The 25,233-nt window shown below is 29.5% G+C and carries 24 protein-coding genes; 13 read left to right on the top strand and 11 right to left on the bottom strand.

Features of this window, described 5'->3' with window-relative positions; genetic code table 11:
* Positions 1-21: 21 nt before the first annotated feature.
* The 3 genes from IPH62_07140 to IPH62_07130 all read right to left on the bottom strand — a co-directional run bounded on the left by IPH62_07140 (position 22) and on the right by IPH62_07130 (position 3,488).
* Positions 22-663 carry a T9SS type A sorting domain-containing protein gene (locus IPH62_07140; GenBank protein ID MBK7105040.1) on the bottom strand — a complete coding sequence of 214 codons (642 nt, stop codon included), beginning with the start codon at positions 661-663 and terminating at the stop codon, positions 22-24.
* Positions 664-760: 97 nt separating this feature from the next.
* Complete coding sequence (locus IPH62_07135) at positions 761-1,978, bottom strand: hypothetical protein (protein ID MBK7105039.1); 1,218 nt, start codon at positions 1,976-1,978, stop codon at positions 761-763.
* 16 nt (positions 1,979-1,994) lie between these two features.
* Positions 1,995-3,488, bottom strand: coding sequence for a hypothetical protein (locus IPH62_07130; protein MBK7105038.1), 1,494 nt, complete (start codon positions 3,486-3,488; stop codon positions 1,995-1,997).
* Positions 3,489-3,968: 480 nt separating this feature from the next.
* On the opposite strand from IPH62_07130, the gene IPH62_07125 reads away from it, so the two are divergent.
* Genes IPH62_07125 through yjjX form a run of 4 tightly spaced genes read left to right on the top strand, consistent with a single transcriptional unit; the run spans position 3,969 to position 8,487 of the window.
* On the top strand, positions 3,969-6,794 hold the full coding sequence (locus tag IPH62_07125; GenBank protein MBK7105037.1) for a S8 family serine peptidase: 2,826 nt from the start codon (positions 3,969-3,971) through the stop codon (positions 6,792-6,794).
* Positions 6,795-6,836: 42 nt separating this feature from the next.
* A complete protein-coding gene (locus IPH62_07120; protein ID MBK7105036.1) occupies positions 6,837-7,448 on the top strand; it encodes a hypothetical protein in 612 nt (203 codons plus the stop codon).
* 4 nt (positions 7,449-7,452) lie between these two features.
* Positions 7,453-7,905 (top strand): GNAT family N-acetyltransferase, encoded by a 453-nt coding sequence (locus IPH62_07115; GenBank protein MBK7105035.1) that lies wholly within the window; start codon positions 7,453-7,455, stop codon positions 7,903-7,905.
* A gap of 27 nt (positions 7,906-7,932) precedes the next feature.
* Positions 7,933-8,487: an inosine/xanthosine triphosphatase gene (yjjX, locus tag IPH62_07110; GenBank protein MBK7105034.1), complete on the top strand. Its 555-nt coding sequence runs from the start codon at positions 7,933-7,935 to the stop codon at positions 8,485-8,487.
* On the opposite strand, the gene IPH62_07105 is transcribed toward yjjX, so the two are convergent.
* Genes IPH62_07105 through IPH62_07085 form a run of 5 tightly spaced genes read right to left on the bottom strand, consistent with a single transcriptional unit; the run spans position 8,462 to position 12,789 of the window.
* Entirely contained in the window at positions 8,462-9,292 is an 831-nt protein-coding gene (locus IPH62_07105; GenBank protein MBK7105033.1) for a Dam family site-specific DNA-(adenine-N6)-methyltransferase, read from the bottom strand. The genes yjjX and IPH62_07105 overlap by 26 nt on opposite strands.
* Positions 9,293-9,303: 11 nt before the next feature.
* Complete coding sequence (locus IPH62_07100) at positions 9,304-9,849, bottom strand: hypothetical protein (protein ID MBK7105032.1); 546 nt, start codon at positions 9,847-9,849, stop codon at positions 9,304-9,306.
* A 3-nt stretch (positions 9,850-9,852) separates the two neighbouring features.
* On the bottom strand, positions 9,853-10,683 hold the full coding sequence (locus IPH62_07095; GenBank protein MBK7105031.1) for an SIR2 family protein: 831 nt from the start codon (positions 10,681-10,683) through the stop codon (positions 9,853-9,855).
* On the bottom strand, positions 10,680-11,309 hold the full coding sequence (locus tag IPH62_07090; GenBank protein MBK7105030.1) for a class I SAM-dependent methyltransferase: 630 nt from the start codon (positions 11,307-11,309) through the stop codon (positions 10,680-10,682). The genes IPH62_07095 and IPH62_07090 overlap by 4 nt, the downstream gene beginning before the upstream one ends.
* On the bottom strand, positions 11,296-12,789 hold the full coding sequence (locus IPH62_07085; protein ID MBK7105029.1) for a hypothetical protein: 1,494 nt from the start codon (positions 12,787-12,789) through the stop codon (positions 11,296-11,298). Before IPH62_07085 ends, IPH62_07090 begins: the two co-directional genes overlap by 14 nt.
* Before the next feature lie 173 nt (positions 12,790-12,962).
* Between IPH62_07085 and IPH62_07080 the strand changes: the two genes are divergently transcribed.
* From IPH62_07080 to IPH62_07060, 5 genes are all read left to right on the top strand, one after another.
* A complete protein-coding gene (locus IPH62_07080) occupies positions 12,963-14,657 on the top strand; it encodes a proline--tRNA ligase (GenBank protein MBK7105028.1) in 1,695 nt (564 codons plus the stop codon).
* A gap of 90 nt (positions 14,658-14,747) precedes the next feature.
* The gene (gene rsmI, locus IPH62_07075; GenBank protein MBK7105027.1) at positions 14,748-15,425 is read left to right on the top strand and encodes a 16S rRNA (cytidine(1402)-2'-O)-methyltransferase; all 678 of its coding nucleotides are present in this window, start codon (positions 14,748-14,750) and stop codon (positions 15,423-15,425) included.
* Between the two features lie 166 nt (positions 15,426-15,591).
* Positions 15,592-16,098 carry a DUF4440 domain-containing protein gene (locus tag IPH62_07070; GenBank protein ID MBK7105026.1) on the top strand — a complete coding sequence of 169 codons (507 nt, stop codon included), beginning with the start codon at positions 15,592-15,594 and terminating at the stop codon, positions 16,096-16,098.
* 44 nt (positions 16,099-16,142) lie between these two features.
* Positions 16,143-16,514, top strand: a complete 372-nt coding sequence (locus IPH62_07065; GenBank protein MBK7105025.1) for a VOC family protein — start codon at positions 16,143-16,145, stop codon at positions 16,512-16,514.
* A gap of 4 nt (positions 16,515-16,518) precedes the next feature.
* A complete protein-coding gene (locus tag IPH62_07060; protein ID MBK7105024.1) occupies positions 16,519-16,863 on the top strand; it encodes a TfoX/Sxy family protein in 345 nt (114 codons plus the stop codon).
* Positions 16,864-16,954: 91 nt separating this feature from the next.
* Here IPH62_07060 and IPH62_07055 read toward each other — a convergent pair whose 3' ends face one another.
* The gene (locus IPH62_07055) at positions 16,955-18,151 is read right to left on the bottom strand and encodes a dipeptidase (GenBank protein ID MBK7105023.1); all 1,197 of its coding nucleotides are present in this window, start codon (positions 18,149-18,151) and stop codon (positions 16,955-16,957) included.
* Between the two features lie 357 nt (positions 18,152-18,508).
* Here IPH62_07055 and IPH62_07050 point away from each other — a divergent pair, with 357 nt between their 5' ends.
* On the top strand, positions 18,509-19,093 hold the full coding sequence (locus IPH62_07050) for a hypothetical protein (protein ID MBK7105022.1): 585 nt from the start codon (positions 18,509-18,511) through the stop codon (positions 19,091-19,093).
* 461 nt (positions 19,094-19,554) lie between these two features.
* Here IPH62_07050 and IPH62_07045 read toward each other — a convergent pair whose 3' ends face one another.
* Both IPH62_07045 and IPH62_07040 read right to left on the bottom strand, forming a co-directional pair.
* Positions 19,555-21,777, bottom strand: coding sequence for a tetratricopeptide repeat protein (locus IPH62_07045; protein MBK7105021.1), 2,223 nt, complete (start codon positions 21,775-21,777; stop codon positions 19,555-19,557).
* A 128-nt stretch (positions 21,778-21,905) separates the two neighbouring features.
* On the bottom strand, positions 21,906-22,583 hold the full coding sequence (locus IPH62_07040) for a hypothetical protein (protein ID MBK7105020.1): 678 nt from the start codon (positions 22,581-22,583) through the stop codon (positions 21,906-21,908).
* A 226-nt stretch (positions 22,584-22,809) separates the two neighbouring features.
* Here IPH62_07040 and IPH62_07035 point away from each other — a divergent pair, with 226 nt between their 5' ends.
* Genes IPH62_07035 through IPH62_07025 form a run of 3 tightly spaced genes read left to right on the top strand, consistent with a single transcriptional unit; the run spans position 22,810 to position 25,233 of the window.
* Positions 22,810-23,322, top strand: a complete 513-nt coding sequence (locus IPH62_07035) for a hypothetical protein (protein ID MBK7105019.1) — start codon at positions 22,810-22,812, stop codon at positions 23,320-23,322.
* Positions 23,323-23,325: 3 nt separating this feature from the next.
* On the top strand, positions 23,326-23,940 hold the full coding sequence (locus IPH62_07030) for a hypothetical protein (protein ID MBK7105018.1): 615 nt from the start codon (positions 23,326-23,328) through the stop codon (positions 23,938-23,940).
* Between the two features lie 9 nt (positions 23,941-23,949).
* A complete protein-coding gene (locus tag IPH62_07025) occupies positions 23,950-25,233 on the top strand; it encodes a hypothetical protein (protein ID MBK7105017.1) in 1,284 nt (427 codons plus the stop codon).

The following is a 25,233-nucleotide window of genomic DNA, read 5'->3' as shown; positions in this document are numbered from 1 at the left end:
CTTTTGACTTTTCACGTTTTACTACTTCATCAACATCATTTTCTTTCTTAACAGCTCTGTTTTATTTCCATTTTTCATGCTTAATTGATAGATATACATTCCGCTTGCTAAATTTGAAGCATTCCATTCAACTTTATAATAACCTGGTCTTTGAAAATCATCAACTAATTTTGTTACTTGTCTGCCTAAAATATCATATATAAATAAAAGAACTTCTGATGTTTCAAGTGTATTGTTTGCCGGAATTGTATAGCTTAATGTTGTGGTTGGATTAAACGGATTGGGATAATTTTGATTTAATTCAAATTTCTCCGGTGGAAGAATTACTATTCTTATTTCCTTGCTCCAATTTTGATCATTACCTGTTATCTCAAATTTTAATTCCTTTTCTTCCATTACTGTTGCTTCATTATCAATATCAAATTTAAAAGAAACAATTCCTTCTGATTTAGAATTTAATAAACTTATTTCAGTTTCAATATTTTTTAAATTTATCCAGCTTGGAAAATCTTTTGCAGATATTTGAACATTGCTTAAGTTATTTTCAGAATCATTATAAATAGATAATTCTATTTCATTTCCTTTTGATGCAAATGGAATTTCATATACTGTTTGTGCCAAAAATTGACTTGTTAATAAAATAAAAATTAAAATTATTTTCATTTCTTTCTCCTAATTAATTTTGCTACAAATACACGAATTTCTGTGTATTCGAGTTGAATGTTAATTTTTCACTTTTGCCCTTTCACTTTTCACAAAATCACAATCTTTCTATTATATACCCAGAATAATAATAAAGAAATTTATATCCTTCATCGCTTACATATTTTGGATAATTTTCTTCTGCATTTTGATAAACCATATCTACACTGATTTGAAATGCCGTAACTTCTGTTTTGCAGTTTAATGAGTCTCCTGCATTTAAGTAATTTTCTGCATTTGTAAGTTTGGTTAATAATTCATTTTTGTAAGTTTCATCTTTTAACCATTCATAACCATAACATTGGTTTGTGTAGGAAGTAAGTGTATCTAGTATTTTCGACATACTAATAGTACTATCTATTGGTCCGATGGGCATAAAATGAGTTAAATCAGATTCAATCCATTCTTTCATTTCAACATCTAATTCATTTGGTTGATAATCTTTAACAAATTTATAATCTGAAGGTGTTCCGTAATACTTTAAAAGGTGTTCTGCAATTTCATATCTATTATACCCATGCCCGTCCTCATACAATCTTTGTCTTAACAAATTATTTACTTGTGTACTTTTATATTTAGTTAAAAAATCATCCAAAATAACTAACCTAATAGAATAATCACCTGCTGAAACAAACAAATCTAAATAATAATCTATCATTGATTCACCGTAAACTGTATCAATGGCAAATGCTGCATACATTTTCTGTAAATCATGATCAGAATTTTGAATAAATTGAATTAGTTCATTTTTTGCTCTTTCCTCATGTTCCGGATAACGCCAAATAATTTCAGGTAATAGATAAATTGCACCATATGCTAGTTCCGGTTTTGCTTCATTAATTCTATCAAAAACTATTTGGTATTTTTCATAGTTGCCCAAATAGAACAGAGTTTGAACGACTAATAATTTTAATTCTAGTTTCGTAAAATCGCGCTCCTTTACCTCATATGTATCTATTGAATCAAGTAGAGCTAAAGCCATCATTTCAGTTTCTTCTGCTTCTAATTGATATAATGCATCTATAAATCTGGTTTGATAATATGGGCCCTGTTTCCAAATATGTTCAATAATTACGGGTATTGCTTCGTATATTTCATATTCAATAACTGCTTCTATTGCATTTCCACCATAGTGAACCGTTAAACATGAATCGAATGTTGTGATTGATAAGGAGTTTATTATTTCTTGTTTATATTCTTCTGATATTCCTTGTGAAAATAAGGTATGTGTTGAGAAATAAAAAACAAGAAAAGGTAATAATTTTATAAGTTTCATTTTTTCTCCGTAATTATTATTTACAGTCAACAAATGCGACATTAGGGTAAATGGTTTTTAGTTTTTTTACATATTTTTCTATAATATAGCCCACTCTTTTTTGTGTTTTTTCTTCATAATCACTTCTTTCTTTGCTACCATTTTTTCCCATATGTGATATTAATTTTTCATTTAGATAATTTCTAAACTTTTGTAGACCCCCTTTTATATGTTTTTTACCTTCTTTCTCTGCATCAGCATAGTTGTTTATTTCGTTACAATCGGGTTTGTAACCAACAATTACATCTGGCAATTTCCAACTATTTGAATATTCTTCAACCCAATCTTTCAAGTCTTGTACATGAGTTTCTTCATGTTTAATGGTTACTTCAACAATGTAGTACTTGTTACCACTACTTCCGCCATATGGTTTTTGTGCATTAAAGTTCTTATATGCAATGCAAGCGTCTTCCATAGGAATATTTGAAGTGTTAACATCATTTAAACTAAATAATAATTCCGGATATAGATTCCTTAAATTATCCATACAAATTGTTTTCTGATACTCAACATTTATTGAATTATCTTCAATTTCATATTGCCATTTATTTTCATTTTTATTGAAACAAGTATTAACCTTGTATTGGCTGTACAGTGATTTAAAGTTAGGTTTTACATTCCCTCTTCTCGTAGATTTATCACAAACAGTTTGATCAAAAGTAACTTCTTTGGTTGTTATAATTGGTTTATCAGGTTCTCCATCACATTCCGGTGCACCGGTGCCACATTCTTCCGGTATGAGTTCAAAAGTAGCAGTTTTTGTATAACCATTTACTTCAGTTGTTATTTCTGCATCATAATCATTAGTACCATAATATGGTGTATCATATTTTAAAGTTGCGTACAAACCATTTATATTTTCATTAAATGAATCGCCAATGGATAAACCACTAACTGCATCATAGAATGATAAATATTCACTTCCTTTTGTTATTGTAGTTATTAAAAAGTCTTTTTCTAAATTTCCAATAATTGCTGTGCATAAATTTTCATCACCTTTCTTGGCGCTTGTCGTAACTGCATTATTAAAACTTACTCTTTCTGTGGTTGTATGTCCGCTGTTTAAGTAAACTTTTCCAAACCATGGGTCAATTGGTATTCCAGTACTTGGCTGTGAAATTGTCCACCTTGTAGTATAATATTCTCCATCAACATAAACTGAATAAGCTTGGTCCGGTATATGATATGTTATTTGACCATTAGGTTTTACGGTTTTCCCTCTAATACCAACACCGTATCGCGTTGGTCTTGGAGCAGTTATTGTAAAACTTAAATTACCGGAATTATCCCATGGTGAAACAAATGTTAGTTTTGAGCATCCAGAGTTAACTGCTGTATAAAGCGTACACTGTAGAGAATACGTGCCTCCATTATTGGGTATAACCGGATCAAAAGTAATTCTAATTTCCAGGGAGTTGGCGCCTTTATTTAAAACAATATTATCATATAATATTTCTGTTTGTTCGTTCAATTCCACTTTCTCTTTTATTTTTACTTGTCCGTAATTTAAAGTGAAAATAGAAAAGCCAAAAGTGAAAAGAATGAATAATATAAAACGAAAGACGAAAAACAGTGAAAAGTTAGTAAAGCTGAAGCTCAATTGATTGATTGATTGATTGATTGATTGTAAAATTTGCAAGGTTTCAAAACTTTTCTGTTGTTTTTGGGGCAGAATACAAGAATGAAAGATTGATTTTAACTTTGGGATTTTTAGCAACATTCTTCCTCCAGATATTGTTTTTGTTATTGTCCTTTCTTCATACACCCCCTATTTGCATGAAATTTTTTTTTACAATTTAAATCTCAAATATTTTTACTTAAGTAGCAAATTATTTTTTTATTAGATAATAATAAATAAAGAATTATCGTATCAAAGCTGATATCTTATTTCTCAGTAAAATGTTTTATATTTTTCAAACAAAAAAAATTCTATCATTTTTTTAGGTCTTTCATGAAAAAAATATTTCAGATTATATATTTTATAAATCTCATACAAATTTTTGGCAACACAAATATTATAGAAAAAGACAATGAAATTTACTTTTCTGATAGAATCATTTTAAAATTCAAAGAAAGTTCATCACTATATAAAATTTCAAATTCTGTAATTCAAAAATTTCAAGAAAGTGAATTGACACAAACTTTTAAACTTTCCAAAGGAAATAATTCATCATCAAAAATTTTACAAAATATATTTACATTAAAATTTAAATCTCCATTTGATATTAATTTTGTTCTAAAAGAAATTTCATCTTTGCCGGAAATTGAATGGGCAGAACCTCATTATTTAAGCAAAATTGATTTTACACCAAATGATCCGTCTTTTCAAACTTCTCAGCATTATTTAAATGTGATTAAAGCCCAAGAGGCGTGGGATGTTAATACCGGAAGTGAAGAAATTATTATCGCAATTGTAGATACCGGAGTTGATTGGGAACATCCGGATTTATCAGCAAATATTTGGAATAATATGGATGAAATTGATAACAACGGAATTGATGATGATGGCAACGGATTTATTGATGATATCCACGGCTGGGATTTTGGCGGAGTTGAAGGAACTTCTGATAATAATCCCAAAGAAGATCGCGCAGATCATGGAACATTGGTTGCTGGATTGGCAAGCGCAGTTTCAAATAATGAAATTGGAATTGCATCTATTGGTTTTAAAAGTAAATTGTTGGCAGTAAAAACTGCCCAAGATAATATAAGAAGCGAATCCGGACTTGCTTTAGTAGCATATGGTTATGAAGGAATTATTTACGCAGCGGATAATGGTGCTAAAATAATTAATTGCAGTTGGGGAAGTAATAATTTTTCAAACGCGGCACAAGCGGTTATTGATTATGCAGTTTCGAAAGGTGCGCTGGTTGTTGCTGCTGCCGGAAATGATAATAACGATGCCGGTTTTTATCCGGCAAATTATAATGGAGTATTATCTGTTGCCGGAACCGATAATTCAGATATTAAGGCAAGCTGGTCAAATTATGGGACTAAGGTAGACGTTTGTGCGCCGGGCGTTAATGTTTATTCAACTTGGCAAGATGATCCGTTTTATATTTCAGCAGATGGTACTTCTTTGTCTTCGCCAATTACAGCGGGCTTGGCAGCGTTGGTTGCAAATCAATTTCCAACTTACACACCTTTGCAAATTGCCGAACAAATAAGAGTAAATTGTGACAATATTGATAATCTTAATTTATTATATAATTTTCAATTAGGTGCCGGAAGAATTAATGCATATAAATCCTTAACAAATACAAATTCAAAATCTGTCCGAATTTCAAATTTAAATTTTTCTGAAATTGGAGACGGAGATGGAATTTATGAATCGGGTGAAACAATTAATATAAGTCCCACATTTACAAATTATCTTACATCACTTGTTAGTTTAAATGTCAATCTCGAAACAGATAATTCAAATATCCAATTATTAAAAAGCGGCGGAAATATTGGCTCGATTGCCACTTTACAATCAACTCAAACAGAAAATGATTTTTTTTCAATTAATATAAATTCAGTTGCGGCAGAAAACATTGATATAAATTTGAAATTAACTTACACTGAAAATAACTATGAAGATTTTGAATGGATTACAATTTCGATAAATCCTACTTATGAAATCCAAACAAGTGAAAATTTATCTATAACTTTTACGAGCAATGGTTCAATTGGGTTTGATGATTATCCAACTAACTTAAAGGGAAATGGTTTAAGATATAAGGATGGACCAAATGTAATTTTCGAAAGTTCATTAATTTATGGAACTTCTTCAAACTCAATTGTGAGCAGCGCAAGAAATTCTGACGGAGATAAAGATTTAGATTTTTCTATAATCACACCAATAAAAGTTAATGTAAATAGTGATATTTCAGAAAAAGAAGGATATGCAGTTTTTAATGATGTTGTGGCTCAACCAAAAAGTTTGGGAATTGAAACCGAGTTTTACACATATTCTTTTTCGGAAGTTAATTCAGATTTTATGTTTGTTAGGTACACATTGTTTAATAAAACAAACGAAGAAATAAATAATTTTTATATCGGACAATATTGGGATTTTGATATTGACGATACAAGTTATGATGATGATATGATTGCGTACGATTCAACAAATAATTTTGGTTATGTATTTGATGATAATGCTGACCCCGTTTCAACTCATATCGGGCTTGCTATTTTATCGGATGGTCGAAAAAACTTTTTTGCAATGAATGATAAAGGAACAAATAATCCAACAATTTCTTGGGATGGTTTTACAGATGAAGAAAAATGGACTTCGCTTACAAACGGAATAAAATATAGTTCAACCGGACCGAATGATATTTCACTTGTAATATCAACCGGACCTTTTAATTTACAACCAAATGTAAAACATAATTTTGATTTTCTTATTGCAGCCGGAGATGATTTAACAAAGTTAACTCAAACTGTTATTTCAGCGAAACAAAAGTATGGAGAAGTTTTAACCTCAATTGATTTTACGGAAGAAACTGTGCCGGATAAACTTGAACTTTTTCAAAATTACCCGAATCCTTTTAACCCAACTACAATAATTAAATATTCAATTCCGAAAAACGAAAAACGTGAGACGTCAAATATCAAACTAATGGTTTATGATGTTTTAGGAAAAGAAATTAGAACTCTATTAAATCAGAAACAAAATCCGGGAAATTATGAAATTAATTTTGATGCTTCAGATTTATCATCCGGCATTTATTTTTATAAATTGACTTATGGTAATTTTATTTCAACAAAAAAAATGATTTTGTTACGCTAAATAATTTTATTTAAATTTTAACTAACCTTTTATGGAATCTAAATGAAAATTTCAAAATATTTTTATACAATTATTTTTGCGTCTTTTTTTAATTCATGCAATTTATCAAATGAAAAAAATACTGTTAAATTTAATTTGGTAGAACCTCAAAACAATATTTATGAAATAATTAAAAGTGATGTTGAAGAAAAAGAAACCAAAAATAATTTTCATGAAAAAATTTCATATCATAATAATAAACCCATAAGAATTGAGCGTTGTGATAAAAATGGAAAACTAACCGACGAACTGTTCGCTCCGGCAATAACTTTGTTTGAATATGACAAAAATGAAAATGTAAGACTTATCAAATATTTTGATAAATCTTTTAAACCATTTACAAATAGAAATTTTGGATTTGCCTCGATAGAATATGTGTATGATGAATTGAATCGTGTGCGTATAGAAATTTACAGAGATGACAAATTTAAATTTCTCCAAATTCCTATTGATACAACCGGAAGCGTTGCAATGGTTGATTTTATTGCTCCAATTTTAGTTTATGATTATTTTGATTTCCAAACTAAAATAAAAGCATTTGATCAAAATTTTAATTTGCTTAAAGAAGTTGTTGGAGAAAAACCTTGCATTCCTTTTATTGATTGCGGAGACTAGATCTATGAAAACAATTGTTCGGGAATATCAGCAAAATGAATTTTTAATTTCAACTGATTCAACAAAATTACAAATCGATGTAATTCATGATTTTTTAAAACATTCTTATTGGGCTAAAAATATTCCCATTTCCATAGTAAAAAATTCGATTGAAAATTCTTTCTGTTTCGGAGTTTATCTTCAGCAAAATCAAATTGGTTTTGCAAGATTAATTACAGACTTTTCAACTTTCGCATATTTAGCCGATGTTTTTATTCTTGATGAATTTAGAGGAAAGGGATTATCAAAATGGCTGATGAAAACTATTATTGAATTTCCCGAAATTCAAGGATTACGAGGTTGGATGCTTAAAACTTCAGATGCGCATGGACTTTATGCAAAGTTTGGATTTACTTCACCAAAATTTCCGGAGAAAATTATGGAACTTTCCCAATTACCAAATGGTTACTCAAATTAATTATCAATTTATTTAGAAAAATTATAAATGAAAATTCTCGTCGGTTCAAAAAATCCGGTAAAAATAAATGCGGTAAAAGAAACATTCTCATTATATTTTGAAGATATTGAAGTTGTGGGAATTTCAGTTCCTTCAAATGTTCCGGATCAGCCTATAAACGATGAAACATATTTTGGTGCGCAGAATAGAGCTTTGGCTTTACAAAAAATTAATTCCGATCAAAATCTTAATGCAGATTTTTTTGTTGGAATTGAAGGTGGAATTCAACAAACATTTGGTAAATGGTTTGCATTTGGTTGCATGTGTGTAATTCATAAAAGTGGAAAAACTTCTTTTGGGACTTCCGCTCATTTTGAATTGCCGGAAATTGTGACAAATCAATTATTGCAAAGAAAAGAACTTGGTCACGTAATGGAGAAAATTATGAAACAAGAAAATACAAAACAAAAAGGCGGAGCAATTTCATATTTTACAAACGGAAGGATGGATAGAAAAGAATTATATATTCCCGGTTTAATTAGTGCTTTAATACCTTATATAAATTCAAAAATGTACTTTAACCTGGAAAGTAGTTTGTTATAATCAATTCTTTTACTTTTTTACGTTCTGTTTTACAGCTAACAAAACGAGTCTTTTCTAATTCAAAAATATTCCAATTATAATATAATTCGCGAATTTTAGGAGTATCAGCATTACTGATCATAATGTAACAATTCTTTAATGACAACTTATTTGCAAATTCATTTAGTTTTTCCTGATCCCTATACGAAAATCTATCTATTGTATAATGTGTAAAAAATGAAGTCCCATTTAAAGGTGGATAGGGGGGATCTAAATAAATAAAATCATTTTCTTTAACCTGCTTATAAATCTGTGAATAATCTTGTGCAATAATATTTTTCCTATATAAAGATACACTAATATTTCTTAAATCATTTAAAGAAGGCAATACTGGATATGCAATATAACCATAGGGTACATTAAACTTTCCAATTTTATTTACTCTAAAAATACCATTATATGAAGTTTTATTTAAATATAAAAATCTTGCTGCTTGTTTTGCGGAAGGCAAAGATTTGTTGTATTCATCTCTTTGTATATAGTAAAATGATTTTGATGTTTTTTTAGCTAATGACGACAAATATTTATGTACTAATTCAGGTTGTTCTCGAATGTATAAATAACAATTTATTAGATGAGAATTAACATCAGAGAGTACAGCTTTCTTTGGATTTAAAGAAAAAAAAAGAGAACCTGCACCCAAAAATGGTTCGAAGTATTTATCGTATTGATCTTTTGGAGGTACAAAATTTAAAAGTGTATTTATAAACTTTGCTTTACCACCGACCCATCTTAAGAAAGGTCTTATTTGTTGTTTATGGTTCATAAATTTCAATTTTATAGGTGAAGGTGTTTCTTTAATTGATCATAAGCTTTTTTTGCTTGAGAGTACTGTAATTTATCAGTTTGTGTCATCTCGGCATATGTCTTATTCTGTCCATTTGGGATAAATATTGGATCCCACTGAAATCCACCATTTCCAAGTTTTTGAGATGAGATTTCACCTTCTGTGCGTTCAATAAATTTATAAATCTGTTTACCATCGCAATAAGCTACTGCAGAACAAGCAAATGCCTTTCTTGAAGCATCTTTAGGAATCAATGTACATATCTTTTCATCCAATAAATCCCACATAGGTTTAGATAAAGCCCCAGGGAATTTATTAAGATATTCAATTTCTAATGCACCATGTTCCACTACAATTGGTACCTTTGCTTCTTTGTAAGCTTGAAGGGCTTTATTTTCAATTACTTTTTCTAAGTTTTCAGAGAGCAATTCATAAATTTCGTAACTCAGAAATTTAATGTCACATTGACAAGGCTTAAAAATTTCGTCTATTTCTTTCTTTTTTGTATTGTTTATTGTATTAAAATATATCTTCATATTTTACTCTTTTATTTTATTCAAAAATTCAGCTAAACTCTCAAGAATATTTGAAGGATCAAGTTCAATTACGTTTATATTCCATTGTTCTAATAAACTTGGCTGTACATGACCTGCACCGAACGAAACAAAATATGAAGGCCTCAATTTTTTTTGATATTTTCCCTTTGCAAGTAATAATGAATAAAGCTTGTACCAGATATATCTAATATTTGGATCTTGAAAACTATAGCCCATAAAAAGAAAACTATTACTTAGAATGTCAGCTCTCAATTTTTGATCGACAGGAGAATCAAGAGACATACGTTCAAAATATTCGCTTTCAGTTAAAACAATAGAATCTGTTTGATTAAGCGTACCATGAAATTTAATTACTTCACAATTTCCACTATTTTTTTTATCAATAAAATCATCAAGAGAAGCTTTTATAACTGGATTTTTACAGTTATCCATTAAGCAACCTTCAATATGACTATCATAATTTGTGGTGTAAATCAAATTTAAGTCTAAATTTGCAAGTGCTTTATGAGTTATTGAAGATTTACGTCTTTCAACAATTTCAGTTGTTTCAAATTCTTTGTACATCTTCATTTTAAATTCATCATACTTTTTTCTATTTGTTATTTTTAAATATTCAGCCAATTGTTGCAGTGTTCCATGTAAATAAAAAAGTTCTTTTCTAAAACCCAGCTCTAGGGCGATTTCATCAATCAACTCTTTCCATGAGGGTAAGCCTAAAGGTTTTGAAAAACCTGCACCAATAAATGGCACGAGTCTCTTTTCACTATATATTGCTTTAATTTCAGAGATAAAAATTGAAGTATTTTCACTCATATTTTTCTCGCTATAATTCTCACAATTGAATGCTGATGTTCTATTTTAGATGTAGGGTGAACTTCTGTTATTATATCATCGATTACTTGAATTATTTGCCAATCAGAAAATAATCCTTGTATTAGGCCAACTTGCACTAATGCTTTTTCCTCAAGGTAATTTTGAAATTCAGGTACTGGAATTTGATTTGTAAAAGTTGCTCCCACGAAATATCCACCTGGTTTTATCCAATTTTTAATTTTTTTAATATAATTTATTATTTCTAACTTTGTACTAAGGCAATGTAATATTCCATAAGCAACAACGATATCAAAAGTACTTTCATCAAAAGAAATTTTCCTAATATCTTGTATGAACTTAGTTATGCTCAGATTAACTTTACTATAATTTGGTTGCTGTTCAAATCTGGATAATGCAAGATCGGAAATGTCAACTGCAATTATTTTTGCACCATATTGAGCTAAATAAACTGCATTCTTTCCTTCGCCTGCTCCTAAATCAAGTATATTAAAATTTTCTAAATTATAGTCTAACAACGAGCACAACTCTTTTACATATTTGGCAGGAACTTTTCCCCAAAAACAATTACTATTTTCATACTCTTCTTGATATTTATATTTCAACATTTAATTTCCACCAATTATCTATTGCTTTAAATAGTGAGTTCTTGGAACCTCCATTAAAAATAATTACATCTGCCTTTCGTTTAAACATTTTCACTTCTTTTTCAACATTATGTTCTAAACGTTTTCTGTATTCTTCGACAGTTGTGTTAAATCCAAGTCGATTTTTAAAGAATTCAAATCCTTTATCTTTTGGGGTATCAATATATAATAATGTATGTTTCCCAATTTTTTTAACTAACTTTTCATATACAGTAATATTTCTTAGTCCTTCTACTATAAAAATTCTATCTTTGAATTTATTTGTTTCAAAATATATTGCATTAACAAACTCATTCAGCCCTTTTATTGATTTAACAAAACTATCTGTTTTATCCTGAAAATTTTCTCTATCAGCTTCATCAAAAGTTGGCAAATTTAATAGCTCTGATATTAATTTACTACTTGATATAATAGCAATATTGTATATATCATGTAAATATTTGCAAATTTCGCTTTTACCACTGCTAATTGATCCAACTATAATGAGAGGCACATTTTTAGTTATTTTCTTTTGAAGATTAATAATTATTGATTCTGTGCCTCTTGGTATTTTTATTAGTTTTCTTGCAACTAACATAGACCAAAACTCAAGTTCATGAAAATTTTTCCAAAGTTCTTTTTCTGTAACTAATTCTAGTTTGTTAATTGATTTTTCAGTGGACCAATTTTTAACATCAAAATTTTGTGGCAACTCTCCTGTCATAACAAATGCTATATGTTTTATACCTAACGTTGAAGACTCATCATTAATAATTCCAATAATTTTTAGATTATTAATATATATGCTTTTAAGTTCTTCGTTTATTTCTCTTCTAGCACAAGAAATAATAATGTTTTCAAATAAATTTTCATCCTTTATCTCTAAATGGCCACCAAATCCTATACATAGCAAGTTAGCTAATTGTCCTCTCAGTTTTGTATAATGTCCTCTTTTAAAAACCAAATATTTATCTTCAAAGTTTTTCAAAATAACATAAGTTACTATCTGTTTTAAATTAAGTTTTCTATCAGCTTCAGATCTTTTTATAATTTCCCAATTATTCTTATTATCTACGATTTTAATCGATCTTTTAAAGTTCGAATTAAAACCAAAAGTATTAAGTAAACTTCCAAATTTTTCACGTGGTATTGTAATTAATGTTTCGTCTTTTTGACTATCTAAAAATGATCTGGTTTTATACTCATGTATATTATCATTGTCTATCCAAACTCTTAAACCAAACTTATTTGGTCCAACTCTTATAAAAATAGAATTCACACCATTGGTTCTGATTTCCTCAGCTAGTCTTGCTCGCATTGTATTTACGGGTGTCTTTCCTTTACTATTTAGAAGTTTTTTTTCACTTGCAGTATTATATATATCTTCTGCATTTAATGAACTTTTATATTCCTCTAAAACAGATTTGGCGGCTTTTAAAAAAAGATGATTACTAATATTCATTAATTACAAACTCAAAAATTATAACTATGGTTATCAAATTAATAAATTAAACATAAATTTTACTTAAAGAATATTCTAGGTTTGTAAGTTTAATGTAAGGTGTAAATTTATTTTTTAATTGCAGACTTCATTTCTTATTTTTACAAATCATTTTCCAACAAACTTTAAAAACCATGAGACTTAGCAACGCATTTATTCCAACATTAAAAGAAAATCCAAGTGACGCAGTAATTAAGAGTCACATTTTATTAGTACGAAGCGGAATGGTAAGAATGCTATCCGCGGGAATTTATTCATACCTTCCGCTTGGTTACAAAGTTATGAAAAAAATTGCCGAAATTATTCGCGAAGAAATGGATGCAATCGGCGGACAAGAATTTCATCTTCCGGCTTTAAATCCAAAAGAAATTTGGGAAGCAACAAATAGAGTTGAAGCTTTTGGCGATACACTCTTTCACATAAAAAACAGAGATTACGTTTTGGCTCCAACCCACGAAGAAATAATGACATTTCACGCTAAAGGGGTTTTAAAATCTTATAAAGATTTGCCGCAAATTTGGTATCAGATTCAAACAAAATTTAGAAACGAAGCAAGACCGCGAAGCGGCATAATTAGAGGAAGACAGTTTTTAATGAAAGATGCTTACTCGTTTGATTCATCAAACGAAGGATTGGATGTTTCCTATGGATTGCATGATAAAGCTTACAGAAAAATTTTTGATAGATGCGGATTAAATTATTTTGTGGTCGGTGCATCAAGTGGAGCAATGGGCGGAAGCAAATCAGAAGAATTTATGGTTAAATCTGATGCGGGCGAAGATTACGTTGCTTATTGCAGCAGTTGCGGTTATGCCGCAAATGCAGAAGTTTCAACATCTACATTACCCAATATTCATAGGCATGAAACCAGCAAAGATATTTATGAAATAAGCACACCAAATGTAAAATCAATAGATGAACTTTGTACTTTCTTAAATATTAGTGAATCTGAAACTGCAAAATCAAGAATTTATATTTTTAATAATAATCCCATCTTAGTTTTAATGAACGGAAATGATGAAGTTAACGAAACAAAACTTCAAACAATATTGGGCGGTGACGTTCGTCCCGCACATCCCGATGAATTAAAAGAAATTTCCGGAGCTGATGCCGGATCAATTGGACCAATAGATTTTAAGCACAAAATTATTGCAGATTTAAGATTGAAGAATGAAAACAATCTTTTCAGCGGTGCAAATAAAAATGATTATCACTTGGGCGGAATTGATTTGCAGCGCGATGTTCCTCTAATTGAATATTTTGATTTACGATTAGTTGCCTCCGGCGAACCATGTCCAAAATGTTCAAAACCAATTGAAGTTTTTAAAGCAATTGAACTCGGACATATTTTTAAACTTGGAACAAAATATTCTGTTGGATTAGATGCAAAGTTTTTGGATGAAACCGGTAAAGAAAATCCCTTAATTATGGGAAGTTACGGAATTGGTTTGGATAGAGTTTTAGCTTGCTACATTGAGCAAAATAATGACGAGAACGGAATTATTTGGAAAAAGCCTTTAAATCCTTTCGATGTACATTTGATTGGATTAAATATGAAAAAAGATGAAGTTGTGAATGCATGTGAAAAATTATTTAAGCAACTGAATGAAGAAAATATTGAAGTTATTTTTGATGATAGAAATAATGTTCAAGCCGGATTTAAATTCAGCGATGCAGATTTATTAGGAATGCCTTTGCAAATAATCGTTGGCGAGCGCGGATTAAAAGAAAATCAAGTTGAAGTAAAAGTTCGTTCAACCGGTGAAAGAATTAATGTTAAACTTGATGAACTCTTGGTAAAAGTAAAAAATTTACTAGAAAGAAATTAATTAAATATTTTATATTGAAGTAGCCGCAACTTTCAAGTTGCGGCTTATGGTAATTGCGCAAGCTGAAGCTTGCGACTACTAAAAAAATTTATGCAGCCAATACTTTACATAACTCCAACTCCAATAGGTAATTATGAAGATATCACTTTACGCGCATTAAAAGTTTTAAATGAAGTCGATATTATTTTCTGCGAAGAGCTAAAACCGGCAAATCGTTTACTTGTATATTTCAAAATATCCAAAGAATTAATTTCACTAAACGAACACAATGAAAGAGAAATTGCAGATGAAGTTATTTCTAAATTAATTGAAGGGGGAAAATCAGCCGCTTTAATTTCTGATGGTGGAACTCCCTTATTTTCTGACCCCGGACATTATTTAGTTGAGTTATGTATTTTAAATAAAATTAAAATTGTTCCTCTTCCGGGAGCAAATTCTCTAATACCCGCTTTGGTTTCATCGGGATTGGATATTGAAAAATTTTATTATTACGGCTGGCTCTCACCCAAAAGTGATATTAGAAAAAATGAATTTCTTAAATTAAAAAAGCTGCATGAATTAATTATCATTTTAGAAACTCCATATCGTTTAAAAAGAATTCTCACCGATGTCATTTCAAATTTTGGTGCAAATCAAAAAATTGTTTTGGCTTTTAATCTCACAATGGAAGACGAACAAATCTTTAGAAATTCTGCATCCAAAATTCTGAAAATTATTACTGAAAAAAATCTGAAGGGTGAATTTGTTCTGCTTTTAGATAACAGATAAAATTAAAGATTTTAGATATAAGCTTTTAGAAATTTAGATTAGATAAAAGTACCTTCTTAACCATTTTATTTTATAGTTATAAAATAATTTGCTCTCTTTCAAAAAGTTTTATATTTTAATATCAAATCTTGCAATAAAATAAAAATCATAAAAAAGGAGGAATCAAATGCTAAAAAAATTGGTTATAATTTTATTAGTTGTTGGTTTTCTTTGGGGATGCAGTCAGCAAAATATTGTTAAACAATTTTCAGGTGAGGAGCTAAAATCTGAAATTAATTCCTTAAATAACACAATGGCTAAAGCCGTAATGGAAGGCAATTACGAACTAACAACAAATATGTATAAAGAAGATTGCATTTCTTTGCCGAGTTATCAGCCAATGTTAAGAGGAAAAGCTGCAATAATTAAACAAGCGGAAATGGAAAAACAAAATGCAATGAAAATGGAAAATTTTGTTTTAACTTCGACTGATATTTGGCAAAACGGAAATTTAGTTGTTGATGTTGGAACTTATAGTTTTTCTATGGATATGCCGCAAATGCCCGGCGGAGTTTTTAAAGATCAAGGAAAATATATTACAATTTATGAAGTTCAAGCAGATGGAACTTTATTAATTAAAGCTGATACTTGGAATACCGATACAAATCCATGGATGCAGATGGGTCAAAATTAAGGTTAACAACATTAATTTTAAACTTAAACAAAGAAAGTAAAAGAATGACAAACGCTATTAATTGGTTTGAAATCCCAGTAACAGATTTCACAAGAGCAAAAAAATTTTATGAAACAATTTTAGGGGCAGAAATTATAGAAATGCCTTTTCCGGGCGGGAAATATGGTATGCTGCCGGCGGATATGCAAAATGGTGGAGTTGGCGGCGGACTTGCACAAGGCGAAGGCTTTGAACCTTCTGAAAAAGGTACCGTTGTTTACTTAAATGGCGGAGAAGATTTGAGCTTATCTTTAAACAAAGTTGAACAATCCGGCGGAAAAATATTAATGCCAAAAACTTCCATTGGGGAAAACGGTTTTATGGCACATTTTATTGACACCGAAGGAAACAGAGTTGCACTACATTCAATGAAATAATTTTATGGCATATAACGAACAGTTGGCAAATAGAATTAGGCAGAAACTTTCAGACTTACCCAATGTTATTGAAAAAAAAATGATGGGTGGGCTAACCTTTATGTATAACGACAAAATGTGTGTCGGGATATTAAAAGATGAGTTAATGTGTCGTATAGATCCTGCGTTACATGAAGAAAGTGTAGAAAAAATAGGTTGTAGAACTATGGACTTTACAAAACGACCTATGAAAGGGTATGTTATGATTGACGAAAGTGGAATGAAATCACAAGCTGACTTTGGCTACTGGTTAAACCTCGCAATTGACTTTAACAAACAAGCAATATCTTCTAAGAAAAAAGTAAAGTGAGAAAATAAACCACAATCACTAACATGCTGAATTGTGAACCGATCTACGAAATTTAAAATCCGGAATTATTAAATAAATTTTTCCGGATTTTTTATTTTAAAGATTTTGCAAAATCTTCTGTCTGCTTCCAAACTCTTAACATATTTCCGGAACAAATTTTTTCAATATCACTTTCCGAATAATTTTTCTTTAGTAACTCGTAAATTATATAAGGATAATATGAAGCATCTTTTAAATTTTCCGGAAGTGTGTTTACTCCTTCAAAATCCGAACCCAAACCGACATGATCAATTCCTACTAATTTTACAACATGATCAATATGATCTGCAACATCTTTAACAGTTCCGGGTTTCATTGGATCATCTTTCAAATAATTATCAACATAATTTTTCCCTTCCTCACTTCCTCTTGAAAGATTATGATCATTTAAATATTTTTCAATTTCTTCAGATTTTCTATTAAAATCTCCGCTTATAAAATATGATCCAAATGTAATTTGAATTACTCCGCCTTTTTCCGCTAATTTTTTTATCATTTCATCACTCATATTTCTTTCAAAATTTGGAGTGTAAAATCTGCAAGAAGAATGTGTTGCAATTACCGGAACTTTAGAAATTTCTACAGCTTGATAAAATGCATCATCGGAAACGTGTGAAATATCAACCATAATTCCGAGTTTATTCATTTCGGGAATTAAAGATTTTCCAAACGGACTTAAACCTTTCCAGCGTTTGTTTGGATCATAAGAAGAATCACAAATGTGATTTGATTTTGAGTGCGTTAAAGTTATGTACCTAATTCCTCTATCATAAAAATGTTTTAACTTTTCAAAACTTCTGTTTAACGCACTTCCATTTTCCATTCCCATTGGAAATGAAATAATTCCTTTTCCAAATTGATTTTTTATATCTTCCGTTGAAACAGCAATTGCAAATTTATTTGGATAAGTTTTTGTCAGATATTCAACCATATCAATTAAAGTATCGGCAAGTTCAAAAGCTTCATTAGATTCACCCAAATCTGCGGGAATGTAAATTGACATAAACGCAGCATTCAATCCGCCTTGAGTTGCGCGCTCATAATCAAAATGTCCGCTGTTAGTTTTAACAGAAATATCTTCCCAATGATGTTTTAATCTGTACGGAATATCAATATGTGTATCAATTATTAAAAGTTTTTTACTTAACTCAACTGCTCGGTTAAAAAGTTCATCATCGGTTTTAGTATTACCTTCAGCATTTAAATTCATTAATCCACCAAATAATATTATAAATAGAAATTTGTTCATGTTAGAAGTCTCCAACAATATTTTATTATCGAAAAAGAATATAGTATAATTTTAAATTTATTCATTTTTTTATAAATGTGATCTGCATCACTAAATAATTTTTCCCATCGTTCGAAAATATTATTAACTAAAAAAATTGAAAATCAAGTGGCAATCTCAAACATAATATTAATTTTTTTTCTCTTATTCTTTACACTTTCCAGCATAAAAACCGTAAGAAAGAATAACAAATCTAACATATAAAATTACGTATGATACAAATCACTAAACTTAAAGTGATTAAAACCGAATCTAACTGGGAATAATTTTTAATTGTAAAATTTTTTGAAAGGAAGTTAAAATAAATAGGAAACTAAAATGAAAAAAACATTATTACTTATCAGCTTAATCATGCTTACATTTATTGCATGCAATGATGATAATTCAATAGTTAATCCATCAACAAATTCTTATAGCGAAAATTTATCTTTAGCAAAAATTGTTGGAGATACTACTATTGAGACTGTTGATACTACTTTTTTTAAGGAAAAACATTCACAATCATTATCAGTTAATGGTGAAAAAGGCGGAAAAATTTTTGTAAAACATATGTTTAAAAACAAACGAAATAAAATTTTAAAACTTGATGCCGTGTTAACAATTCCAGATAGTGCTTACAAAGGTGATTTAACATTTGATATTATTTTTGATTTGGAAACTTTGGGAGCTGAACTTTATCCTTCACCATTTACTTTTGATAAACCGGTTATTCTTGATTTGAAATTTATGAATGCTGATTTGAAGGAATTTGAACTGAAAGATCTTACATTTGATTATCTGGACGGAGAACCGGAAAATTTGAAATATGATAATATAAAGTTTGATTTAGAAAAAGGACTTCTTGAAATTACCGGAGCACAAATTCCACATTTCTCAAGATACGGTTGGACAAGAACAAAATAATCTCTATTAAATATTTGCTTAATTAAAATCTGTTGGCAATTCCGACAGATTTTTTTTTGCCATTTTGTGAATTATTCTTCTTATTTGCTTCTATTTTTTTCAATCTAAAATGTGATTAAAATCACTAAAGTTTAAGTTTAAATTACCGAAAATAATTCAAGAAAATAAAATTTGAAATTCTATACTTTTAAATATTATGTTATTCAAAAATGAAGTCTAAATAAAATTATTTCGGAGGTTCAGGGGGGAACCAAAGAAGTCTGTTAGGTGCTTTCAAAAGTACTTAACAGATTTTTTTTTGGTTTTATTTTAAAAGAATTTTTATCTCAAATAAATTTGTATGAAACCTTTTACCCATCATTATAATTTGTAGTCTCAAGCTTTAGCTTGAGAAAAAGTAAGTTCTAGTATATTTAGATTTAAAATTAAAAATGTAATCTTCAATAAAATGATAGAATTTCTTACGCAGCGTATTGAATCTTAATCGGGAAACTAATTATAAAAGTAGTTCCTTTGCCAAATTCACTTTCCACATCAATATTTCCGCCAAGCATTTCAATATATTTTTTAGTGATTGACAAACCCAAGCCACTTCCTTGAAAATCTTTAGTAAATCCTTCGCTAAGTTGTTTAAACTCTTTAAAGATTAATGGAATTTTATCCTTCTTAATTCCAATTCCGCTATCTTGAACTTTTAGCACAAATTTAGAATCAATAAAATCATTTTCTATTGATGTGGAAATTCTTATTTCCCCTTTTGAGGTAAACTTAAATGCATTATTAATTAGATTTTCTAAAATTACTCTAAACATCGATTGATCCATATTCAGCATAAATGAATCCGAATGTAAGTTAATGTCAAATCCAAGTTTTTTATTTGAAAGCGCACCCTTAAAACTTGCACAAGTATCTTTAATTTCTTGAATTATATCAATTGGCTGAAGATTTATTTCCAATAAGTCCGATTCTAATCTTGCTAAATCCAAAACCATACTTAATGTTGAAAGAAGCCTTTTACCCGTTCTATTTATTCCATCTGCCATTTCAATTAAATCCGGATCGTTAATCACTCCGCGCATCAAATCCGAATAACCTAAAATTCCGACCAAAGGAGTTCTAAGTTCGTGACTCATATTTGCAAGAAATACAGATTTTGAATTACTTGCAGCTTCGGCGGTTTCCTTTGCAATTACCAAATCCTTTTCAATTTTTTTTCTTTCTTTAATTTCAGTTTCTAATTCTTGAGTCCTTTCAAAAACAAGCTGCTCAAGTTGACCTTGATAAATTTCCAATTGAATTTTTTTTGATCGTAAATTTTTCTCGGTTTCCACAAGTAATTTATTTTGTTTCTGTTTCTTCCGATAAAAAATATAAATTGTAATTGCCGTAGAAAATCCGATAAAGAAAAATCCAAATAAACCAAATGCAATAAGAGTTTTCTTTTCATTTTCCTGATTTAAAAGTAGAATTTCACTTTCTTTCGATTCGAGCTGCTGTTTAATTTCTAATTCGGCAATCATTTTTTTGTTGGAAGTATTATTCAAACTATCTTGCAAATCTTTTGCTAATGAATAATTTTCAAATGCCGATTTGTAATTTCCGTTAGATTTATGAACTTCGGCTAAATGCAAAAGTTGTGTTTTTTCTTCATCAATCATTCCCAATTTGCGAAAACCAAGTACGGATAATATGAAGTTTTCTTTTGCTTCAAGAAGGATTTCACTAAGCTTTTCTCCACTTGCAAATTTTTTATTTATGTTATAAATTTTAATTTTTAGTTCGCCAATATTTCCGTGAAGATAAGCAATTCCGTAACTGTCATTAATTTCTTTGGCAATTTTTAGAGCATTTTTATAATACATTAACGCTTCGGAAAATTTATTTAGTTCAGCATAAACCAATCCAATATTTCCCAAATAAATTGAGTAATTATATTTATCCTCAATTTTTTTGAAAATATTTAATGCTTTATTGTAGAATGAAATTGAAAGCTGATAATCTTTTAATTCGAAATAAGTCAATCCAATATTTCCGTATTGAATTGCAGTATTTGGCAGATTATTAGTTTCCTCGTAAATTATTAACGCATTCTTAAAATATTCCAAAGAGCTTTCATATTTTTTAAAAGTGCTGAGAAGAATTCCAATTTTGCCTAAGTTGTCTGCAATTCCTTCACGCAAATTTAATTTTTGATAAATTTTAAGAGAGCTTTGAAAATTTTCCAATGAGTTTGTAAAATCGGAAACATTGTAATACGAAGTTCCAATATTACTTTTTGTTCTTGCAATATTTTCTTTCGATTTTATATTTTCAAAAATTGATAAAGCGTAATTATAATTTTCTATTGATAATTTTACATCTCCTTTAAATCTGTAAATTTCGCCAAAATTATTATAAGCGTCTCCGGTTCCTTTTTCAAATCCAACTTCCAAGGAAAGTTTTTTTGCCATTTCAGCATATTTTATACTCTCATCAAAATTTGTTGGAGCCAAATACCAAGCAATTTCGTTAAGCAGATTTACTTTAACAGTATCAATGGATTGCTGCGATAATAAATTTTTTAAACTGTCTGATTTGGATAAAGCGAAGGAACTATCAAAATTTTGATGAGCTGCAAAAATTTGTGCAAATTCAAAAAATAGAATTGTTACCGTAAAAAATATATTTCTTATAAATTTATTCATTTATTAAATAGCACAAATTGGTATTAATAATTAATATTATTCAGTTTATCATCGAATAACATTTAATAAGTTTTAAAACAGAAAACCCGCAGAATTTGCGGGTTTTGAAATTTTACATTTATAAAAAATTAATCTATTTGTCCATCTTTATTTTGATCGCGGTAAGCATTTTTAAAATTATTTTTTATGTTATTATCAATTTTATCATCATTTCCCGCGTCGTTTGGATTTAGGAAATTTTCGTCTTCATAAAACCAGCTATTTACATCAACTTTAATTGTTAAATTCACATTTTCATTTTCGTCAACAATAATATCTTCTGCTAATTTTACATCTTGTTTTGCGGATTTTTTTGATTTATAAATAAATTGCTCACCATTTAACAAACCTGTTACAACTATTGAATATCTTAAAGATTCTTCATTTCCTTCTTTAAATACTGCATCGGGAGGATTTTCCGAAGCCTCGAGTTTGTGAATTTCAAACTTAACTCTATCATAATTTCCTTTGGGAATATCCGAAACAGCAAATTCCGTTAAGTTTCCATTTAGGTTTAAGTTAACAACATATGGCCCGGTCTTTATTTGTAACGAATCTTCATCAGCTTGATTTTTAATTTTAATATTTCGTAATAATATTTTCACTTCTTGAATTTGAAAATTGTTTTCTGCTATTTTGGGAATTGCTGAATTATTTGCAAAACTTAATGTAACTGTGGATTCATTATTTTCTGTTGAATCACAATTTGTTAAAATTAAAACCATAGCAAAAATCAGAAACACATTTAATAATTTTTTAGTTTTCATTGTCTTCTTCCTCTTTAATATATGATTCATTTGACAATTTTCATTCCAAAAAAATATTTTAATTACTCAACTTTTATTGCTTCAAAAATCGCACTTATTACTGAATAGGTAAAATTTACCTTGTAATTATTACCATTTTGATACACATCACACAAAAATCGTGCATTTTTATGAGTTTTTTTGGCTCACAAATTGAGTAACGAACCGTTACATTGGGGGAAAATTTATGAATACCGGACAATCATTTTTATCATTAGGAGCAATGGTTCTTGTAAGTTTAATTGTTCTGCAAGTTAATACGGGATTTGTTTCAACAAGTTCAACATTGCTTGATAATAAATTAAATATTTTAGCAATATCCTTAGGTTCCTCTATAATTGAGGAAGCCAGTGGAAAAGCTTTTGACGAAAAAACTATAACTGATGCCGCATCTACAACAAATGATTTAACATATGCAAATAGTTTAGGTCCAAGTTATACGGAATCATATCCTAACTATAATGATTTTGATGATTTTGATGGATTAACAATAAACAACACTTCAATACCAAGCGCAAATTTTACAATAATAAGTGAAGTGAGTTATGTAAATGCAAATAATCCGGATGAAGCAGTTACATATCCAACTTGGCATAAAAAAATTACGGTTTACATTACAAGCAAATCTCTTCTTGATGAAAATGGAAATCAAGATACAGTTGCTGTTTCGTCAATTTTTAGTTATTGGCATTTTAGGTAAAAAATGGGTTACTCAACAATAATTGATTTAATTGGCTCAACACTTGTCGGTGGATTTTTGCTTTTGCTTTTATTTCGTTTAAACGATGCAAGTGTGGAAAACAATTTTGTTTACGGCGGAGAAGCAATTGCACAATCAAATTTGGTTGAAGTTGTTCAGTTAGTAGAAAATGATTTTAGAAAAATTGGATATTGCAAAGATTGGGAAAAAATTCCGGATCCTTCAAAATCAGTTTTAAATGCATCGTTAAATAGTATTAGATTTTTAACCGACGAAAATAATGACGGAATTATTGACACAATTTACTACTATTTGGGTTCTGCTCAAGAATTAACACAAACACCAAATCCAAACGATAAAATTTTATATAGAGTTGTAAATAACTCAACGCCAATGGGCGCAAATTTAGGAGTTACACAATTCGATTTGTTTTATTATGATGCTTTGGGAAATCAATTATCATTTCCCATAACAGTTCCAAGCGCTATTTACACAATGCAAATAAATATTAAAGTTGAAGATGTTTACGGATATGATAGAGTAAATGATGACGAAAAATATTCAAGCGCATTTTGGCGACAAGTAAGATTAGCTTCCAGAAATCTTAAGAATAGATAAGGAAAGAAAATGGGTGGTAAAGGTACAATATTAATAATTTTAGGATTTACAATTTCCTTTCTCGCATTCGGAAGAAATTTTTTAAATCTTACCAAAAGATCATCTGATAATGTTTTTGATTATTACAGCAAATCAAAAGCTCACAATATTGCAGTTAGTGCCGCAAACTTAGCATGCAATGAACTATATTTTGATAAAAATTGGGATAAAGGATTTGATGATATTGATTATCAAGATGGAAATTTTTCCGTGGAAATTATTGATACATTAGTTGACAGCAAAATTATAAAAGCCACCGGAAAATACAACGGTGAAAGTGATATTGTAAAAATTATTCTACAGCCAAGCAGTTATGCTAAATTTGCTTGGTACACCGGAAATATGAGTTCTAAAATTTTTATAACCGGAGATACTGTTTGGGGACCATTTCATACACAATCACAATTAAATATTGGCGGCGATGCAGTATTTTGGGGAAAAGTTACAACTTTAAAAGGATTAAATCTTACGGATAAAACAGCCTCACCTAAATTTTTTGGCGGAATTGAACACGGCGTTGATATTCCTCTTCCTGTAAATTACCAATTCGATAAAGAAAGAGAAGCCGCAATTGATGGAGTTGATTGGCATGGCGGTTCATCATACTTTGAAGGTACAGATTTATGGCTTACCTTTTTTGATGATGGATATGTTGAGTATAGAGTTGGTACCGGTTCTGATAGTTCAACTTATTCTTCCCCAACAAAATTAAAGCTTACGGAATTTGCTCCTAATGGAGTTGTATATTTGAAACAGGGCAATATTTATATGTCCGGAACATTAAAAGGTAAATTAACTGTCGGAAGCGGAGAAAGTTCAGGAACCGGAAGCGGAAATATTTATTTAGTTGATGATCTGATCTATCCGGATGACCCAATGGTTTGGGATAATACAAAAGAAAAATATGTTCCGAATAATAATTGTGAAAATATGCTTGGATTATTAGCTACAAATAATGTAATTATTTCTGATAATGATGCTAATGTAGCAGATAAAGATATTCATGTAGATGCTTCAATCTTTTGCGCTCAAGGTGGATTTAAAATGGAAAACAGTACAATTCCACCAAGCGGAACTTTATATTTGAGAGGTGGAGTTGTTGCCGCAAAAGAAGAGATTTTAGCTCTTACAAAACAGGATGCTTTAACAAGCGGCTATAAAAAATTTGTAATTTTTGATGAAAGATTTTTACTTAACATTCCTCCAACATTTCCAAATACCGGTAAATTAGAAGTAATGTCTTGGCTTGAATAA

Source organism: Ignavibacteriota bacterium, from assembly GCA_016708125.1.
Classification (GTDB): domain Bacteria; phylum Bacteroidota; class Ignavibacteria; order Ignavibacteriales; family Melioribacteraceae.
This window is presented reverse-complemented; position numbering and strand designations above follow the sequence as displayed.

Coding starts and splice junctions, on each gene's coding strand:
- IPH62_07140 (MBK7105040.1), bottom strand. CDS start 663: ATGAAAATAATTTTAATTTTTATTTTATTAACAAGTCAATTTTTGGCA.
- yjjX (MBK7105034.1), top strand. CDS start 7,933: ATGAAAATTCTCGTCGGTTCAAAAAATCCGGTAAAAATAAATGCGGTA.
- IPH62_07095 (MBK7105031.1), bottom strand. CDS start 10,683: ATGAGTGAAAATACTTCAATTTTTATCTCTGAAATTAAAGCAATATAT.
- IPH62_07135 (MBK7105039.1), bottom strand. CDS start 1,978: ATGAAACTTATAAAATTATTACCTTTTCTTGTTTTTTATTTCTCAACA.
- IPH62_07040 (MBK7105020.1), bottom strand. CDS start 22,583: ATGAAAACTAAAAAATTATTAAATGTGTTTCTGATTTTTGCTATGGTT.
- IPH62_07085 (MBK7105029.1), bottom strand. CDS start 12,789: ATGAATATTAGTAATCATCTTTTTTTAAAAGCCGCCAAATCTGTTTTA.
- IPH62_07090 (MBK7105030.1), bottom strand. CDS start 11,309: ATGTTGAAATATAAATATCAAGAAGAGTATGAAAATAGTAATTGTTTT.
- IPH62_07115 (MBK7105035.1), top strand. CDS start 7,453: ATGAAAACAATTGTTCGGGAATATCAGCAAAATGAATTTTTAATTTCA.
- IPH62_07045 (MBK7105021.1), bottom strand. CDS start 21,777: ATGAATAAATTTATAAGAAATATATTTTTTACGGTAACAATTCTATTT.
- IPH62_07125 (MBK7105037.1), top strand. CDS start 3,969: ATGAAAAAAATATTTCAGATTATATATTTTATAAATCTCATACAAATT.
- IPH62_07030 (MBK7105018.1), top strand. CDS start 23,326: ATGGGTTACTCAACAATAATTGATTTAATTGGCTCAACACTTGTCGGT.
- IPH62_07035 (MBK7105019.1), top strand. CDS start 22,810: ATGAATACCGGACAATCATTTTTATCATTAGGAGCAATGGTTCTTGTA.
- IPH62_07050 (MBK7105022.1), top strand. CDS start 18,509: ATGAAAAAAACATTATTACTTATCAGCTTAATCATGCTTACATTTATT.
- IPH62_07080 (MBK7105028.1), top strand. CDS start 12,963: ATGAGACTTAGCAACGCATTTATTCCAACATTAAAAGAAAATCCAAGT.
- IPH62_07070 (MBK7105026.1), top strand. CDS start 15,592: ATGCTAAAAAAATTGGTTATAATTTTATTAGTTGTTGGTTTTCTTTGG.
- IPH62_07025 (MBK7105017.1), top strand. CDS start 23,950: ATGGGTGGTAAAGGTACAATATTAATAATTTTAGGATTTACAATTTCC.
- IPH62_07100 (MBK7105032.1), bottom strand. CDS start 9,849: ATGAAGATATATTTTAATACAATAAACAATACAAAAAAGAAAGAAATA.
- IPH62_07105 (MBK7105033.1), bottom strand. CDS start 9,292: ATGAACCATAAACAACAAATAAGACCTTTCTTAAGATGGGTCGGTGGT.
- IPH62_07120 (MBK7105036.1), top strand. CDS start 6,837: ATGAAAATTTCAAAATATTTTTATACAATTATTTTTGCGTCTTTTTTT.
- IPH62_07055 (MBK7105023.1), bottom strand. CDS start 18,151: ATGAACAAATTTCTATTTATAATATTATTTGGTGGATTAATGAATTTA.
- rsmI (MBK7105027.1), top strand. CDS start 14,748: ATGCAGCCAATACTTTACATAACTCCAACTCCAATAGGTAATTATGAA.
- IPH62_07060 (MBK7105024.1), top strand. CDS start 16,519: ATGGCATATAACGAACAGTTGGCAAATAGAATTAGGCAGAAACTTTCA.
- IPH62_07065 (MBK7105025.1), top strand. CDS start 16,143: ATGACAAACGCTATTAATTGGTTTGAAATCCCAGTAACAGATTTCACA.